We start from the raw sequence: 16,829 nt of genomic DNA on the forward strand, positions 1-16,829 counted from the left end.
ACTCTTGGAAAACTGTTCCTTCAAAAAATTTAAATTAGATTATAGATTTCAACAACCCTGCCCCTAGAAAGAACCTGTAATTCCCCTACATAATTAAAGATAAAAAAGAACATTTAAGTAATAAATATTGTCAGTTTTTTTTACAAGTGCGTGTTCAAAAAAACGACAAAAACAACTAACCAACTGTTTACTATGGAAAATTTCATCATGGTCTAATAATTGCTAATTGTGGATTGTATTTTTAAATTTGCCAGAGGGAATTAACCGTATCTGGCTTATCATTAGCTAAATTACATAATTTTATAAAAGGAATATTTCTATGAAGAAACAATTAATGAGTTCAACAATTTTAGGGGCGCTAGCGCTAGTCGTTTCGACTATATCCAGTGCGGTGCCTATTACAGATGTTCAGGAATACATAAACAACACTCCTACTGAGTTTTTTGTTATCGACGATGCCTCTAAATATGACTCCCCTTATTACCGTGAGTCTGATCAGGATTGGGGTTGGGTACATAGCGGTATTGTTGGGTCAGGCTTTACTTCAATTATTCTTGATATCTCAGCATTCGATGTAGACTTTGGTTTAGTTGACGGTGAACTCGACATGATTGATATTTATGACGGTTCTAACTGGGTTTCTTTTGGAAATTTAAACGGGTCGGATGATAGCTGGGACTTCACTTCTTTCGATTTAAGCGGATACGCATGGGCAGAAGCTCAGGTTAATGCTGGTCTCCAAGTCAGAATGGACATTGATACGTTGAACGAGGGTTGGCTAGTTACTCTTGGTCGAGCTGCATTGAGCGTTGATGGTGGAGATCAAGTTTGTGTCCCTACTCCTGGGGTACCTTGTGTTAGTGTTGATGTTCCTGAACCAACAAGCATTGTGCTGCTAAGCTTAGGTTTGGTAGGGTTAGGACTTTCACGTAGACGTCAATTTAATAAATAACCTATTTATTAAAAAAGTCCCTAAAAATTTGAGTTGATGACCTATTTGGGTTCTGTTTTGCAGAGCCCTTTTTTTATAACGCCGCTACTTATTCGAGCCTGAAATATTGAAGAGCCATACTAAATCAGCTTTGTAGTCACCTATGGCTGCTTTCTGATAAAAATAAAAACATCTATCTGTCCGTAATCCATAGGGTCAGTGTATCTCCCCTTTGCTCTTGTGATTTCAAAAATTCACCCCCTTGCTCCGCTGTTTCAAAAGGATTCAAAACGGAACTGCCCTACTTTATATTCAAACTTTTTACAACCCTTGCTCGACTACTATTATGAACCTTAAAAATAGAGAGTGAAGTTATGAAAAAATTGATCATTATCGGTTTGATGAGCGCGACCATCTTTGGCGCAACAGCAGGAATGGTGCAAAGCGTTGCTGACGATCTTAAGCCCACACACCTTGAGTTATTAGAGCAAGCCATTCACGGGAATGACTACCAGACTGTATCCAACATGCTCGACAATGGACTAGATATCAATGCAGTGATTGAAGGGGATGGCACCTTGTTGATTATGGCCATTCAGGCGGGTCATGAAGCGATGGTATATGGACTAATTGATGCCGGTGCCGATGTTAATCAGGCTGTTATCGCAGATGGTAACCCACTGATAAATGCCGCCATGACGAACAACGTAAGCGTGGCACAACGTTTATTCGATGAAGGAGCCTTGGTGGATGCGATTGTTGAACATGACGAAACGGCTCTGATAAATGCTTCACGAAAGGGACATTTTGAGATGGTGAAGTTTCTCGTCGAAAACGGCGCCGATGTTAATTTGGGCCTTCATGTGAATACCGTTAAGGGCAATATTTACCGTAGCCCACTCAACGGTGCGAAAACCGATAAAATTCGTGATTACTTGTTGAACATGGGTGCCAAATCGTAACAGCACTAAAACAGTCTACTGAAAATGCCCGTATACGTCCTGCTTGCGCGGGCATTTTTACATCAGTCTCTGAGGGTTCACTCATTTAAAACGGATCTGCCCCTTTATCAACGAACCCGCCCCCGCAAGGCGCTTCTGTTAATTTTTGTTTATGTAGAGGGATTTGAATTTATATTAAATATGGAGCAAAATCAAGCAGTTAAGTGTTACCCCAATTAGCCGCAACTTAGAGCAAAAAAGACCCGCAGGTGCTTAAAATATCTTTAAGAAAAAACCCAATGAAGTGAGTCGCTGGGTTTATACGTGACTGTTAATTCATTATCTAAAGGTCACTTCACGCAACAATGAGTTTCCTGATAAGTGTCGCATTATCACTCTTTCGCCACTCTCCTCTTCCATTTTAGCGATGCTACTTTTAGCCCACTTCATATACGCTTCGTAACGTTCATCTTCTTGTTTTTTGGTAGCCATTTCACTAAAAATACTGACCAAATACATATCAGGCTCACCCTTCCTAGGATGTTGATTTATTAAAATTTTATAATCTGAAATCCATCCTTTTGATTTTGAAAATTCCATTGACTCCTGCCATTTCCCCTTAAGATGGGTGGCATAGTTCAACCATTGTCCGTCAACAATTTCAATTGATGATACTTCCCAGTAATTTCCATTTTTAAATACTCTTTCATCTTCTGCTAGTGCATTAAAAGCCAAAAAACTAAATAACAAAGCTAGCGTTGTAGTTTTTACTATTTGTGCTTTCATTTGTTTCTTTCCTTGTTACACATGAATCGTTCAGATTTCAAACAAACCTGATTATGACATCACGGTTGAATCAAGCTTAGACCCGTACAAAAATTAAACAACTCAATAATATGTGCAATAACCTTAATAAGCGATTTCCAGCAAGCTTAGAACACCGCTAGGGTAGTCCTCGTTACTAATTTTATCTTTTTAACCGAATATCGACTTACCTGAAGGCCATCAAAATGGTCAGTGAGGAAACATATGTTCATTTTTTAATAAACGATCGGTACCTTGTAAAACAACAATGAAGTATCGAGGTCAGAACAACATTAATTAAGTAAATGAGAAAATAATCATGATCTGGCCACGATATTCAGATTGCGCTAATAATGTCAGTATATAGAATATGTACTTAGAATAAGTTATAATTTGAACAATTTCTGGGAGGACAATATGACCAATGCAATTTTAAAAACTAAGGAGCAACAAGCTCGAATTTTCACTCCTAAATTGAGTAATTTTGAGACAAGCTCTCGCTATGAAGGCTTATCCTTAAAAAAAGAAAATGAAGGCAAATCTATTAAAGAACTACAATTAAAGTATGCGCGATAAGTATGGTGTAAGTCAGGATAATTATTGTTACCCCAACTCCGATGTACTGAAAAACAAATTAAATATTCTAGATGACGCTACTTTAGAAGATGCAGAATTAGCATTTACCGCCGTCAGATATACTGAATATTCATCCGCTATATCATCCATAAATTCATTCAATTTGGCTCACCTAAAAACACTACATCAACAACTTTTTCAAGATGTGTTTGAATGGGCTGGGAAAATCAGAACTGTAGACATATCAAAAGGTTTGACTCGATTTTGTACATGTCAGCGCATTGAGCAAGAAGCCACAAAGCAATTTTCTAGGCTCCCATTGCTTATAAAGATTAATTCAACAGAAGAATTAATAACAGTCATTGCCGATATCTTTTGTGAACTCAATATTATCCATCCATTTCGTGAAGGTAATGGAAGAACTCAACGTTTTTTCTTCGAAGAATTATTTTTCTTTTTAGGATTGAATGTAGAGTGGCCAGACATCACAAAAGACAAATGGGTTGAGGCAAATATTCAAGGGTACAATGGTGATCTTAAGCCTTTTGTACAGATATTAACTGACGCTACATCTTAAGATAAATCGTAACAATTTGATTTTATTATATTTTTATTCATCACAATAGATATCTCTTTAGTTCTGCGATATCAACCGCTCTGACCCTATCGGTTCCAAGCCAGTCACTTTTTCTTCTACAGCTAAGAATAAAGTAACCAAAAAGACGCCGCCGCTAATAAAGTTTTTAAACGCATAAAATAGCTTATTCTTGGGTCGTTCCAAATGTGTCCCTTCAACTTCCACTCAAATGGCGTCCATGCCATTTGCCCCAAGAATAAGCCATTTTTTGCTGAAACTTTAAAGGCGGGAAAAGAAGTGGCGGAGCCACCATAGCTGTTATGGGCTAAGCCGATTCTCTTATAATGGATGCCTACGTAATCAATAATAACTACTTACAAACTACTTTCATCTCTTGTTGGTAGTCTATTGTCCGCAATTCGATTTGATTTCTTTTCATTTCCAAATTCATGCTTTGATAAACTAGACTTAATCAATTTTTTTAAACTAACTAATGATTTATTTGAAGCAAAACTATATCTATACTCATTTTTTAATGATGAATATAAATCCATCAAGTAATATGAATTTTTGTGTGATTTGGAAATATAGTTTTGAATGTACACGTCCCAACCTTTAGGTCTATTTTCAATAATTAATAAGTTGAGTAAATGCTGATTTAACAAATTGGTTTCAGTCTCTGCTCTGTTTAAAAGGGTTGTTCCAATCTTCTGTGAAAAAACATCTTTTCCGAACCATTTGATAATATTTGCAGGGATAGAAACTATAATATTTTTAACTCTTTCTTCACTGTCCTCCTCACCAAAATCATCAGTTAAAGAAAATGTAGCTCCGTCAATTTCAAAATATCCATTTTTACTTAATACTGGCGACAAAGTTGTTAATACATTTGAAAGTTGTCCCCAAGACAGTAGTAATTCATCTAATAAATTATGTCTCGCCTTAAGCTCTCCATAATTACTATTTCTTAGAGTTAAAGCGCCTGAATGTATAGCTTTCATTAATCGTAAAAATGAATATGTCTCTAATATATGTGTAATGTTTTGCCTTAATGGTTTCACTTGATCATAAGACTTGTCTGCATATGCATCTTTAATTTCATCAGGTAAATCTGAGTTCAAAATACCATTTGTGAGATCACTTTCTAATTTTGCAACTCCATCGGCTGTAGGAAGCCACTGTAAATTATCAAAAACGTTAAAGTCGATTGGGAAGTTGCATTTTTCAACTACAGTATTTCGAATACCTCTCAAGTCCTGTGTTATTTGATTTAAAGCATCCGTTCTTTTTCGATCAATACCTGTATAGAATTCAATAATTTCTGGATAATTAATGTAGTTCATATCAGACAAAATATAAGAAGCAAACCTTTCATTATTTAACATTCTATGGGCAGCAAAATAGAACACCCAATAGCTAAATTTGAAATAATAAAATTCACCTCTATGTGCCAAAATATTGTTATCACGTAATATTTGGAAGATGACAATTACATCTAGGTCTATTTCATTATCTTTACAGAATTTTGTTAAAGTTTTTATGAAATTCTGTTCTGTAAACAAATAGTTTTTATTTTTTAACATTAATTCACAAAAGTAGCCCATGGTGTGCTCGGTATCCATTAAATCTGGGCGTGTTTTATATTTCGGTATATATCCAGTATTAAAAATATAATTTAATACTCTAGATATCATATCAGGTCTATTTATTGGACTATCATCAAACTTATCCTCTGATATTTTTAATAAGGTCAAGCAATTTTGAGGTGTTCTTGGAATGTTAATTGCCTCAAGATCCGATAAAATTTTGTTGAGAACCTTATCTTCACTTTCAATATATTCTTCACTAGTATTGTATATTCGCACTAGTTCCCTGATAGAATTTCTAGGTAACGCCCATAAATACGCTTTTTCAAAACTCCTTTTACAAAGACTTTCGTCTTTTTCATTCAATAATGGATTTTCTCTGTTTGTAATAAAAACAATTAAAGGGATATTTCTAAACAGTTCATCAATAATATCTAATATTTTTCCTGAGTTTTCTAAAGAGCACGAAAATTCGTCTAATACAATGCATTCAATGTCCGCAACTTTTAATTTTAAAGTACCTAATTTACGAGATACCCTTTTACTTATTTCCCCTTTGTTAACCTTCAGAGAAGAAGCATCAATGTATAACCAGAAAGAGTTAGATTCACTTATCCATGCTGTCTTACATAAATAATGAGCTAGAGATGTAGAACCATATTGTTGAGATGCAATAATCTTAATATCTTTTGGGTTGGCAATGACACTTTGAATCTCTATCTTGTTGCGATTTTTAAAATTTTTTTTTGGGCGTGTCTTCCGGAATATTATAAAGCTGCGGCTCGACCCAGATGTTACTATCGGCTATAAAAGATGATAAAGATGCGGTTAAGTTTTCAGATAAACTGTGTTTTATAAATAAATGTTCTTCATCTGATAGTACTGATGTTAATTCCACTTTCCCATATGAAATGGGAATAATAACTTCTTGTTTTACTTCATTCGGAATGGAGTAAATATCTAACAAATGCTTAGAGCAAATAGCATAGTTTTTAGTCTTATCCTTTTGGATACAGACAATCCCAACTACTTTATTGGAATGATTACAGATAACTGGAGATCCGCTATATCCATTAGATATAGGTTCAGGAGTAGAAAGAGCTAAAGTATCAATTGTTAAAAAATCAGATTTTTTTATTTCGATTTTTGTTTTAACTAAAATACCCTGTATAGATTCCTTAATTGGATCGCCCAATAACCTTGTGTAGCCTATTACTTTAGCCTCTTTTGTTATTTTACTCGCTTGAATAGCTAAAGGAGGAAGTTGAATTCCCTCAACATACAAAATGGCTAAATCTATACCTTCTTTATACTTATTCTGAATAATTGTAGGTGTTGTCCCTTCGACCAAAATATTGTCGCCACAATTAGTTACTACATGTCCACATGTAGCTATGAAAATACCGTCATTATCACTATCAATAACAAAACCAGTTCCAAGTACGCTTCTATCTTTGTTGTAAATAGCTAGAATTGAATTATCCATTATGTTTCTTCAATGTCATTTCTACTTGTATATTTGCACCTGCAGAGCTCTTTGCCAAAATGAAGTTACCTTCGACACCTACCTTTACACCTATAGTCACTTTTGTGGATTCAATATCAATGTCATTTGATATCTCTTTCAATGTTTTACCAATAGGTGTGCAGACTGCCATGATTAAGGACTGAACTTTATTTATTGATGAATTTACAGTCGTGTTGTTTGAAATTAATTGCGCCTCCTCATCGGACACTTCAATTTCAACTTGTATTCCATCACTAAGTTTGATTATTTTATCCATACTGATCCTTCAATTTAAATTTAAACGTTACATACTGGAACCAATTTTTGGTTAAAACATATTTACATGGACTTCCATCCTTTCATAGGCTTAGTTTCAAATAAAGGAGTAATATTTTTATCTAAAATTACCCAAACAATTATTAAGTCAGAACAGAACAACTCAAATAGATATACCCACTTAAATAATTAAAACTTCAAATACTAGAAGGTAGGAGAGCCATCAAATCGATTATCGGCAAAGCCGATGTCTTTGCTCTACGCCTCGCATCTATGTTCGCCAATTATTTTTGAGATTTTGTAGGTCAATTTACATGGATGTAAATTGAGTCGTAGAGTGCCGGGAGCACATTACGACGACCTGCTAAATCTCATAAATAATTGGATGAAGAACATAACCGGCGAGCGGCCTTTCTTGCTTACTTCTTTTGGCTGTAGAAAAGAAGTAAGTCGCACAGAAGGGATTCTGTGAGATACCTGCCATGGATGGCAGTGCCCGCTAGGGCATAAAACCCTATAGGTAACACCAACCTTAAAAGGTGTTACCTAACTCAACAAAGCGAAGCGCGAATTAATCCCGCTTATTATTAGCCTGACGCACCCTATGCTTCTTAACCGACCGCCGCATACGACTAATCTTCACATGATCCAACTTACCGGGATCAATCTTAATCAAAGTCTCTGTCTCAGCAGGCAGTTGCACACTTTCTCTTAGGGTATTTAAATCAGGTAAACCTAATTCTACCCAGCCACCTTGAGGTAAACGTTTTTGTAATTCTAGGGTGCCATAACGCACTCTCATCAAACGGCTTACTTGTACGCCTTGAGATTCCCATAAACGTCTAACTTCACGGTTTCTGCCTTCAGACAAACTGACGTTAAACCAAGTGTTTGTGCTTTCTTCATCACCAGGCCTTTTAACAATATTGGTAAATTTGGCTTCGCCGTCTTCTAGTTGCACACCTTTAGTTAGGCGTTTAAGCATTTTATCTTCTACTTCACCAAACACCCGCACCGCATACTCGCGCTCGACTTCGTGTGAGGGGTGCATAAGGCGATTGGCCAGTTCGCCATCATTGGTGAATAACAATAATCCACTGGTATTAATATCTAAACGTCCTACTGCGATCCAGCGGCCGTTTTTGATTACTGGCAGTCGGTCAAATACAGTTGCACGGCCTTCGGGATCTTTGCGGCTACACAGTTCACCTTCGGGTTTGTTGTACATCAAGACTCGGCAAGCAGGTGTGTCATTGGATTTGTTAAGGGCATTGCCATCGACGCGAATTTTATCTGCAGGTTCAACCCTGTCACCTAAAGTTGCCAATTTGCCGTTAACAGAAATACGCCCTGCTTCTATCCATCTTTCCATTTCACGGCGCGAACCGGTTCCAGCGTTAGCTAGTACTTTTTGTAATTTATCACTCATTAATGTATTTGCTCTGATCCGTCTGGAGGAGTGGGCAAGGTCGCCTCCCCTGCTACAGACTCTGTTGGTTTACCTTTAGTTGCGACATCTTGCACGGCATCGCTTAAAAGAATGTTTAGTGGTTCGTCAGATCCTTCGGACGTAATAAAATCGTCACTACTGGGTAATTCACTCAAGCTTTTTAACCCGAAGTAATCTAAAAATATTTTGGTTGTGGCGTATAAAGAGGGGCGCCCCGGTACTTCTTTGTGTCCTATAACTTTTATCCAGCCTCTTTCACCTAAGGTTTTCATAATTTGACTACTAACAGAAACTCCCCGCACGTCTTCTATTTCGCCACGGGTAATAGGTTGCCTGTAAGCCACTAACGACAAAGTTTCTAACATCGCCCGTGAATAACGGGGCGCGTTTTCTTGCCATAACTTACCTAACCAAGGGCTAAGGCTATCCATAGATTGAAAACGATAACCTGATGCGACTTCAACTAGCTGTATGCCTCTTGCTTGATAATCTAACTGTAGCTCTTTAAGTGTATCCTTGAGCATGGTTTTACTCACCTCTAGCCCTGCTAGTACACTTAGTTGCAGTTGTTCTTGAGTAAGAGGTTCGTCAGCCACAAAAATAGCGGCTTCGACTAGTTGTTTAAGTTGTACTCTGGATATTTTAGCCATCTAGTTCGGCCTCAGCATAATTAATCGGGCCACTCATTTTGATATGAATGTTGGCATAGGGCTGGGCTTGCACTAGCTCAATTAAACTTTCTTTGGCTAACTCTAAAATTGCTAAAAAGGTCACTACTACACCAGCCTTACCTTCACTGGCATGGAACAATTCATCAAAACCGGTAAAGTGATCAGCGGAAATCTGTTCCAAAATCAAACTCATACGCTCACGGGTAGACAAGGTTTCTTTTTCAATATGGTGATGTTCAAAAGCTTGGGCTCTTTGCATCGCCCCTTGAAAGCCTAGTACCAATTCTTGCAAACTGACAGTTGGCAGAATGCGAATAGCCTCAACCGAGGGTGCTTTTTGCACATTAACCGTAAATACGTCCCTTTCTTGTCTGGGAATGTTATCCAACTCTTGAGCGGCATGTTTGATGCGTTCGTATTCTTTTAAGCGGCGGATAAGCTCGGCACGGGGATCATCTTCGTCTTCTTCCGCATCGGGGCGCTTGGGCAACAACATCCGCGATTTTACTTCGGCTAATATAGCCGCCATTAATAAATATTCAGCTGCGAGCTCTAGTTTAATGTCTTTCATCAGCTCAACATATTCCATGTACTGCTGAGTGACTTGATAAACAGGCAAGTTGACGATATCGAACTTTTGTTTGCGAATTAGGTACAACAATAAGTCTAGAGGCCCTTCAAAGGCTTCTAAAATTAATTCAAGTGCATCAGGAGGAATGTATAGGTCTTCAGGTTTCTCAATCAACGCTTCGCCATTGATAAACGCCAGCGGCAACGGCTGTTGCACTGGCTCACTGGCTAGGTTAGATGCTGAAAAAGAAGAATTATCTGCAGACATAAAAGGTAACTAGGAGTCTAAACAAAAGGGCTAGTGTCGCCACTGCCTTCTCTGATAATAGTATTTTCACCTTCTGACATATCAATCACAGTAGTAGGCTGTTCACCTAAAAATCCACCATGAATGATCAAGCCCACTTGTTTTTCTAATTCATCACGTATGTCATCAGGATTAGATTCTGCAATCAATGCACCTGGCAAAATAAGGGTAGTCGACATTAACGGTTCGCCTAACTCCTCCAAAAGTGCCAAGGCAATTTTGTTGTCTGGGATCCTGATACCAATGGTTCTGCGTTTAGGATTTTGAAGTCTTTTGGGTACTTCTTTAGTGGCTTTAAGGATAAAAGTGTAAGGACCAGGGGTGTTATTTTTAATCATTCGAAAAGCAGTATTGTCGACTCTGGCATATTCAGATAACTCAGACATGTCACGACACATCAGCGTAAAATTATGATCTTTATCAATTTGACGAATACGGCAAAGTTGTTCGAGGGCAGCTTTGTCATTCATATGACAACCGATGGAATAACCAGAATCTGTGGGATATACCACCACAGCGCCTTGATGAATTAATTCACAAGCTTGTTTGATCAAACGTACTTGCGGATTCTCGGGATGAATATAAAAAAACTGACTCATAACTTTATTCCTATTCTACTATCGCAGCAGTATTGCCTGTTAAGTTGTGTAATAACTAGCAGGCCATCTGTTAGCTAGTTTTTGTTACCCAGCAAGAGACCAATCATGCCATATTGGCACAAGTTGTTCTGGAAGCGTAAGGTTTTTACCTAATTCAGTCCAGCGGTTTGGATAATGAAAATCAGAACCACTGGATGCTTGTAAATTGTGTTCGCTGGCCATATCAGCCAACAGTTTTTTGCGCTCTGGGGTTAAATGGGAATGAACAACCTCCATCCCGTCTCCACCAGCCATGGCGAATTCGGCAACCAATCGTTTTAACCACTTAGTGGTCATATCATAATGCCCTGGATGAGCCAATACAGCCTTACCACCAGCATCGTGTATCCAGGTGATCGCTTCTGCTATTTCAATCCACTGCGGCTTAACATGGGCTTTTTTGCCTTTGCCTAAATACTTCTTAAATACAGTATCAAAGTCTTTTACAACTTGGCGTTGCACTAATACTCTAGCAAAGTGCGCTCGAGTGATTTGGCCCACGCCCGCCATTAACTTTGCATCTTCGAATACGTTGTCGATACCTACTTTGGCAAGTTTGTCGGACATTTGCTGAGCCCGCCTGTCACGCTCTTTACTTTGTTGGTCTAAGCGAGCCAAAAACTGAGTATTAGTATGATCGACATTTAAACCCAAAATATGAATATCAAAGTTATGCCAAGAAGTAGATATTTCGACACCAGACATGATTTGCATCGAACGTTTTTGCGCAGTCTGATAATCCAGCGCCTCTTGAATACCGTTAACCGTGTCATGGTCGGTAATAGCCAAAACATCGACTTGCATATTGTGCGCGCGATCAATCAACTCTTTAGGCGTAAGGTGCCCATCAGAATAATGTGTGTGGCTGTGCAGGTCGATTTTCATTCAATGGTAACTTTTATTAATTATTTTTATTTCTGAATAAGATTAATTTGAGTATTGACATAGAAGCGTTTTTGTTTTCTTCTATGCACTCAAATTTAAGTTGCTTGGCGCTATTATACTGATCCGCAGCCGAATAACCTATTTAAACTACTCAAGAGAACAATTTAAACTACTCAAGAGAACAATAACTAATGAAAAATATTCAAACACGCAACATTTGGTGGTGGCACAACCTGAACTAACGGGCTGTGAGTGTTTGCATTTTTTCAAAAAAAATTCAAAAAAAGCCCGTATAATGCGGGCTTTTTTACGCCTGCTCTTCCAGATAAATTGTATTAGAGAATCAAAAAATGAGTTTAGCCCAGTTAACAGAGCAGTTTGGCAAAGTAGAAACCTTAATAGTCGCCGCAGATTATGTGGCCGACCCTCTGCATGCATTCCAGTATTTATGCCAAGGCCGTAGCAATAATTTGCTTTTAGAATCAGCGGAAATTGATAGCAAAGACAATCTAAAAAGTTTGTTATTGGTAGATGCCGCCATAAAATTAGAATGCCATGGTCAGAAAGTATTTTGCCGCGCATTATCAGACAACGGCCATGCTGTATTACCTATGTTTGATGAATATTGTCCAGTTGGCGTGACTCATGAATATGATCCCGTTAAAGGTTTGGTCACTCTCACTTTTCCAGCGGCAGATACTGAAATTGATGAAGACAGTCGTTTAAAAGCCCCAGCGGTATTTGACGCATTACGTTTAATCACCAATAAAATCACCGCTATTCGCCAGCACCCTAATGCAGTATTTTTAGGCGGTGCATTGGCATATGATTTATTGGCGAGTTTTGAAAAACTCCCAGAAGTTGCAGATAGCGCCAATACTTGCCCAGACTTTGTATTTTATCTAGCTGAAACTTTGGTCATCATCGATCACCAAACTCAGCAAAGCGAAATCATTGGCAGTGTGTTTAGCGGTAAAAATGTCGCTAATAACTATTTTTCGGTTAGCCAAAGACTAGAACAAGTTAAACACAAACTAAGCACCATCAAACCTTTAGCTGAGTTACCTAAAACAGCCATTACAAATGATGATCTAGAGGTCAATAAATCAGACCAAGAATACATAGATGATGTGATCAAGCTAAAAGAAAACATCCTAGCTGGCGATATTTTCCAAGTGGTGCCTTCACGCACCTTTAGTTTGCCTTGCCCGCATCCTCATGACGCTTACCGAGCTTTAAAACAACAAAACCCTAGTCCTTATATGTTTTTCCTACAAGACGACGACTTTTGTATGTTTGGCGCGTCGCCTGAGTCAGCTTTAAAATACACCAAACAAAGCAATCAAGTGGAGATTTACCCCATAGCAGGCACACGCCCTAGAGGTAAACGAGCTGACGGAAGTATCGACCTCGACTTGGATTGCCGTTTAGAACTCAACCTTCAAGAAGATCAAAAAGAACGAGCCGAACATATTATGTTGGTTGATTTGGCTCGTAATGACGTAGCTAAAGTATCTAAACCCGGCACTCGTTATGTGACCGATTTACTCAAGGTTGACCGCTATTCCCACGTAATGCATTTAGTGTCTCGAGTAGTAGGCCAATTGCGCGATGATTTAGATGCACTTAATGCCTATCAAGCTTGTATGAATATGGGCACCTTAGTCGGCGCACCTAAAGTGAGTGCAGCCACCTTAATACGTCAAGTAGAAAAACAGCGCCGTGGCAGTTATGGCGGCGCAGTAGGTTATATCAACAACCAAGGTGATATGGATACTTGTATTGTTATTCGCTCGGCTTTTGTGAAAAACGATACCGCATATATTCAAGCAGGTGCAGGAGTAGTTTTTGACTCAGATCCACAATCAGAAGCAGACGAAACCCGCGGTAAAGCGCAAGCGGTTATCAGTGCCATTATTTCCAGCTCGCAAACAAAGGGAGCCTTATAATGACTTCAGTTGCCGCTCAAACTAATAAACCTATCTGTGTATTTTTGTTGGATAACTTTGATTCATTTACCTACAACCTAGTGGATGAACTTCGAACTTTAGGCCTTGAATTAATCGTGTATCGCAACAGTGTATCGGCTGAAGTGATTTTTCAAAAAATGCGTAACGAAGCTCAGCAGACAAACGAAACTGGCCAAGCTAAACAAGTGATGCTGATGTTATCACCAGGGCCGGGGACCCCTTCACAAGCGGGCTCAATGTTGGAACTACTTGATCTAGTAAAAGGCCAATTCCCAGTGTTGGGAATTTGTTTAGGCCATCAGGCGATTGTTGAGTCTTATGGTGGTGATATTATTCGTGCAGATAAAGTGATGCACGGTAAATCCTCTTTAATTGAACACTGCGCTGATAAAATGTTTACTAACATGCCACAGCCGTTACCCGTTGCACGTTACCATTCGTTGATGGCTAGCAATATCCCAGAGCAGTTAACTGTATTAGCAAATTTTGCCAACATCCCTATGGCTGTAGCGCATTTGCAAGATAAAATGCTCGGCTTTCAATTTCATCCAGAATCTATTTTGACGTCTCATGGCAGCCAGTTATTGATGCAAAGCATTAAATTTTTAACCCAAGATAAGGTTTAGGCAATATGATCCACACTATTCTTGAACAACTCTATCAAGGCAAAAATCTGAAACAAGATGATGTCACCGAAGCATTCTCGCAAGTGGTGACAGGTCAGGTAGATGACATTGTTTTATCTTCTTTACTGACAGCCTTAAAAATCAAAGGTGAGCAACCGGAAGAAATAGCCGGAGCCGCAGCAGCCTTAATAGCTAACGCGGGTGCATTTCCGCGCCCAGATTATGAATTTGCAGATATAGTAGGTACAGGCGGAGATGGCCATAATACCATTAATATCTCCTCGGCATCAGCGATAGTGGCAGCAAGCTGCGGCGTAAAAGTTGCTAAACATGGCAATCGCAGTGTTTCCAGTAAATCTGGCTCGGCTGACTTATTTAAAGCGTTCGATTTAGAATTAACCATGTCCCCAGACACTGCCCGTCAATGTCTTGATGAATCAAATTTGTGTTTTTTATTTGCACCGAATTATCACTCGGGTATTCGCCATGCAATGCCGGTACGCACCACCTTAAAAACTCGCACCCTATTTAATTTATTAGGCCCTTTGGTTAACCCAGCTCGCCCTAGTCATATCATTATTGGTGTATATGCTCCCGAGTTGTTGATGCCTTTTGCTAAAACCCTACAATTATTAGGCTATCAAAAAGCCTTAGTAGTGCATGGCAGTGGTTTAGATGAATTTGCCTTACATGGCGACTCCCAAGTAGTGGAAGTAAATGGTGATCAATTAACACAAACTAGTGTCTCACCCGCTGACTTTGGACTTGAAAACTATCCGTTAGACGCCATTAAAGGGGGGGAGCCAGAAGAAAATAAAGCCCTAATTGAAGATGTGTTATTAGGCAAAGGCCAAGCAGCTCACCAAGCTGCTGTAGCCATGAATACTGCAGCATTACTAAAACTATGTGGCAAAGTACAAACCTATGCCCAAGGGGCTGAAATGGCAATCCAGGCTATGCAGCAACAACTACCATTAGCCACTATTAAGCAGTCGGCTACCATCAGCCAAAACAAGTAAAGGGTAAAGTTAACTGACATGGCTAACGTATTAGAAAAAATTGTTATAGACAAAAAGTTAGAAATTGCCCAACGTAAAATCGACTTACCACTAGCGAGTTTTATTGATGGCTTAACGCCATCAGACCGCAGCTTTTATGATGCCTTGGCGCAGCCCAATGCTAGCTTTGTTTTAGAATGTAAAAAGGCTTCACCGTCTAAAGGTTTAATTCGTGAAAATTTTGATTTAGATGAAATCATTCAAGCTTACATTCCGTATGCTGCATGTATATCAGTGTTAACTGATGAGAAATATTTTCAAGGTAAATTTGAATACTTAGAATATGTGCGTGAACGAGTAACTCAGCCGGTAATTAACAAAGATTTTTTTGTTGAACCTTATCAAATTCATTTAGCCCGCTATCATAATGCCGACGCAGTATTACTAATGTTGTCTGTGTTAGATGACGAGCAATATCTTGAATTGGCCAATATTGCTGATCAATACCAGCTCGACGTGCTGACAGAAGTCAGTAATGAAGAAGAAGTTCTTAGAGCCTGTGCTTTAAAAGCTAAAATCATAGGTATTAATAATCGCGATTTACGTGATCTAAGTACTGACCTTGCTACAACTGAGCGTTTGGTGCCATTAATTAAACAACATGCTGAACACGAACACGTGATCATCTCTGAATCAGGTATTTATACCCATCAAGATGTGCGCAGGCTAGCACCAATAGCAGACGGTTTTTTAGTGGGCAGCTCATTAATGTCCGAAAAAAATATCGAATTAGCGGCAAAACAGTTGCTGTATGGCACAGTGAAAATTTGTGGCACAACCAGTTTAACCGGTGCCAAATTAGTTAAAGACAGCCCAGCCAGTTTTGCCGGTTTGATCTTCGCCGAAAAATCCAAACGTTTCGTGACCTTAGAACAAGCCAAACAAATAACTATTGCTGTACCATTTAGCTATGTTGGCGTATTTGTTAATGCGCCTATTGAGCAAGTAGTAAAATACGCACAAGAATTAGAATTGGCAGCGGTTCAGTTGCACGGTCAAGAAAACCAAACTTATATCGATAATTTACGCAGTAAGCTGCCAGCCAACTGTCAGATTTGGTTAGCCAAAGGTGTGAAAGATAACTTACCCACTCTAGATGAAAGTGGCGTTGACTACTTTTTACTAGATTGCCAAGTAGGCGAGCAATCAGGTGGTACAGGCCAAGCATTTAGCTGGCAACTGTTAGATGCGATAACCGACAAGTCCAACATTATACTTGCCGGAGGCATCACCCCAAATAATGTTAAACAGGCAGCTAATTTAGGGGTCGCCATGCTCGACTTAAATTCAGGTGTAGAAAGCGCACCGGGTATTAAGCAGCAACAAAAAATTAATCAGGCTTTTAGCCAACTTAGAGAGTATTAAAGCTAAAAACATATTCACCACAGAGGACACAGAGCGCTTCGCTAACACAGAGATACAATTTTAAGAAATACATTTCTTTTCTCTGTGCTCT

At 38.8% G+C, this 16,829-nt stretch carries 17 protein-coding genes; 8 read left to right on the forward strand and 9 right to left on the reverse strand.

Annotated elements, in window-relative coordinates; genetic code table 11:
- The first annotated feature begins 319 nt into the window (after window positions 1–319).
- Window positions 320–952 (forward strand): PEP-CTERM sorting domain-containing protein, encoded by a 633-nt coding sequence (locus GARC_RS19315; RefSeq protein WP_007623418.1) that lies wholly within the window; start codon window positions 320–322, stop codon window positions 950–952.
- A 380-nt stretch (window positions 953–1,332) separates the two neighbouring features.
- The gene (locus GARC_RS19320) at window positions 1,333–1,893 is read left to right on the forward strand and encodes an ankyrin repeat domain-containing protein (protein WP_161603939.1); all 561 of its coding nucleotides are present in this window, start codon (window positions 1,333–1,335) and stop codon (window positions 1,891–1,893) included.
- 318 nt (window positions 1,894–2,211) lie between these two features.
- Here the strand turns inward: GARC_RS19320 and GARC_RS19325 are convergent, their stop codons facing one another.
- The gene (locus tag GARC_RS19325) at window positions 2,212–2,658 is read right to left on the reverse strand and encodes a hypothetical protein (protein ID WP_007623423.1); all 447 of its coding nucleotides are present in this window, start codon (window positions 2,656–2,658) and stop codon (window positions 2,212–2,214) included.
- Between the two features lie 435 nt (window positions 2,659–3,093).
- Between GARC_RS19325 and GARC_RS27055 the strand changes: the two genes are divergently transcribed.
- On the forward strand, window positions 3,094–3,252 hold the full coding sequence (locus tag GARC_RS27055; protein ID WP_007623426.1) for a hypothetical protein: 159 nt from the start codon (window positions 3,094–3,096) through the stop codon (window positions 3,250–3,252).
- Window positions 3,242–3,829: a Fic/DOC family protein gene (locus tag GARC_RS19330; RefSeq protein WP_007623428.1), complete on the forward strand. Its 588-nt coding sequence runs from the start codon at window positions 3,242–3,244 to the stop codon at window positions 3,827–3,829. The genes GARC_RS27055 and GARC_RS19330 overlap by 11 nt, the downstream gene beginning before the upstream one ends.
- A 374-nt stretch (window positions 3,830–4,203) precedes the next feature.
- On the opposite strand, the gene GARC_RS19335 is transcribed toward GARC_RS19330, so the two are convergent.
- From GARC_RS19335 to GARC_RS19370, 8 genes are all read right to left on the reverse strand, one after another.
- Window positions 4,204–5,781, reverse strand: coding sequence for a hypothetical protein (locus tag GARC_RS19335; protein ID WP_007623432.1), 1,578 nt, complete (start codon window positions 5,779–5,781; stop codon window positions 4,204–4,206).
- A gap of 367 nt (window positions 5,782–6,148) precedes the next feature.
- Window positions 6,149–6,901 carry a S1 family peptidase gene (locus GARC_RS19340; protein ID WP_007623435.1) on the reverse strand — a complete coding sequence of 251 codons (753 nt, stop codon included), beginning with the start codon at window positions 6,899–6,901 and terminating at the stop codon, window positions 6,149–6,151.
- Entirely contained in the window at window positions 6,894–7,199 is a 306-nt protein-coding gene (locus GARC_RS19345) for a CU044_2847 family protein (RefSeq protein WP_007623438.1), read from the reverse strand. The genes GARC_RS19340 and GARC_RS19345 overlap by 8 nt, the downstream gene beginning before the upstream one ends.
- Before the next feature lie 570 nt (window positions 7,200–7,769).
- Window positions 7,770–8,627: a 23S rRNA pseudouridine(2605) synthase RluB gene (gene rluB, locus GARC_RS19350; protein WP_007623439.1), complete on the reverse strand. Its 858-nt coding sequence runs from the start codon at window positions 8,625–8,627 to the stop codon at window positions 7,770–7,772.
- A complete protein-coding gene (gene scpB / locus GARC_RS19355; RefSeq protein WP_007623450.1) occupies window positions 8,627–9,298 on the reverse strand; it encodes an SMC-Scp complex subunit ScpB in 672 nt (223 codons plus the stop codon). The genes rluB and scpB overlap by 1 nt, the downstream gene beginning before the upstream one ends.
- Window positions 9,291–10,157 (reverse strand): segregation and condensation protein A, encoded by an 867-nt coding sequence (locus GARC_RS19360; protein ID WP_007623451.1) that lies wholly within the window; start codon window positions 10,155–10,157, stop codon window positions 9,291–9,293. Before GARC_RS19360 ends, scpB begins: the two co-directional genes overlap by 8 nt.
- A gap of 17 nt (window positions 10,158–10,174) precedes the next feature.
- Window positions 10,175–10,795, reverse strand: coding sequence for an L-threonylcarbamoyladenylate synthase (locus tag GARC_RS19365; protein ID WP_007623452.1), 621 nt, complete (start codon window positions 10,793–10,795; stop codon window positions 10,175–10,177).
- Between the two features lie 84 nt (window positions 10,796–10,879).
- Window positions 10,880–11,719: a PHP domain-containing protein gene (locus tag GARC_RS19370; RefSeq protein WP_007623453.1), complete on the reverse strand. Its 840-nt coding sequence runs from the start codon at window positions 11,717–11,719 to the stop codon at window positions 10,880–10,882.
- A 350-nt stretch (window positions 11,720–12,069) separates the two neighbouring features.
- Here GARC_RS19370 and GARC_RS19375 point away from each other — a divergent pair, with 350 nt between their 5' ends.
- The 4 genes from GARC_RS19375 to trpCF are packed head-to-tail and all read left to right on the forward strand — an operon-like array spanning window position 12,070 to window position 16,738.
- Complete coding sequence (locus tag GARC_RS19375) at window positions 12,070–13,668, forward strand: anthranilate synthase component 1 (protein ID WP_007623454.1); 1,599 nt, start codon at window positions 12,070–12,072, stop codon at window positions 13,666–13,668.
- Complete coding sequence (locus GARC_RS19380; protein WP_007623455.1) at window positions 13,668–14,315, forward strand: aminodeoxychorismate/anthranilate synthase component II; 648 nt, start codon at window positions 13,668–13,670, stop codon at window positions 14,313–14,315. The genes GARC_RS19375 and GARC_RS19380 overlap by 1 nt, the downstream gene beginning before the upstream one ends.
- A 5-nt stretch (window positions 14,316–14,320) precedes the next feature.
- Complete coding sequence (gene trpD, locus GARC_RS19385) at window positions 14,321–15,334, forward strand: anthranilate phosphoribosyltransferase (RefSeq protein ID WP_007623461.1); 1,014 nt, start codon at window positions 14,321–14,323, stop codon at window positions 15,332–15,334.
- Between the two features lie 18 nt (window positions 15,335–15,352).
- Window positions 15,353–16,738: a bifunctional indole-3-glycerol-phosphate synthase TrpC/phosphoribosylanthranilate isomerase TrpF gene (trpCF, locus tag GARC_RS19390; protein WP_007623462.1), complete on the forward strand. Its 1,386-nt coding sequence runs from the start codon at window positions 15,353–15,355 to the stop codon at window positions 16,736–16,738.
- Window positions 16,739–16,829: the final 91 nt, after the last annotated feature.

The sequence above is a fragment of the Paraglaciecola arctica BSs20135 genome (genome assembly GCF_000314995.1).
Classification (GTDB): domain Bacteria; phylum Pseudomonadota; class Gammaproteobacteria; order Enterobacterales; family Alteromonadaceae; genus Paraglaciecola; species Paraglaciecola arctica.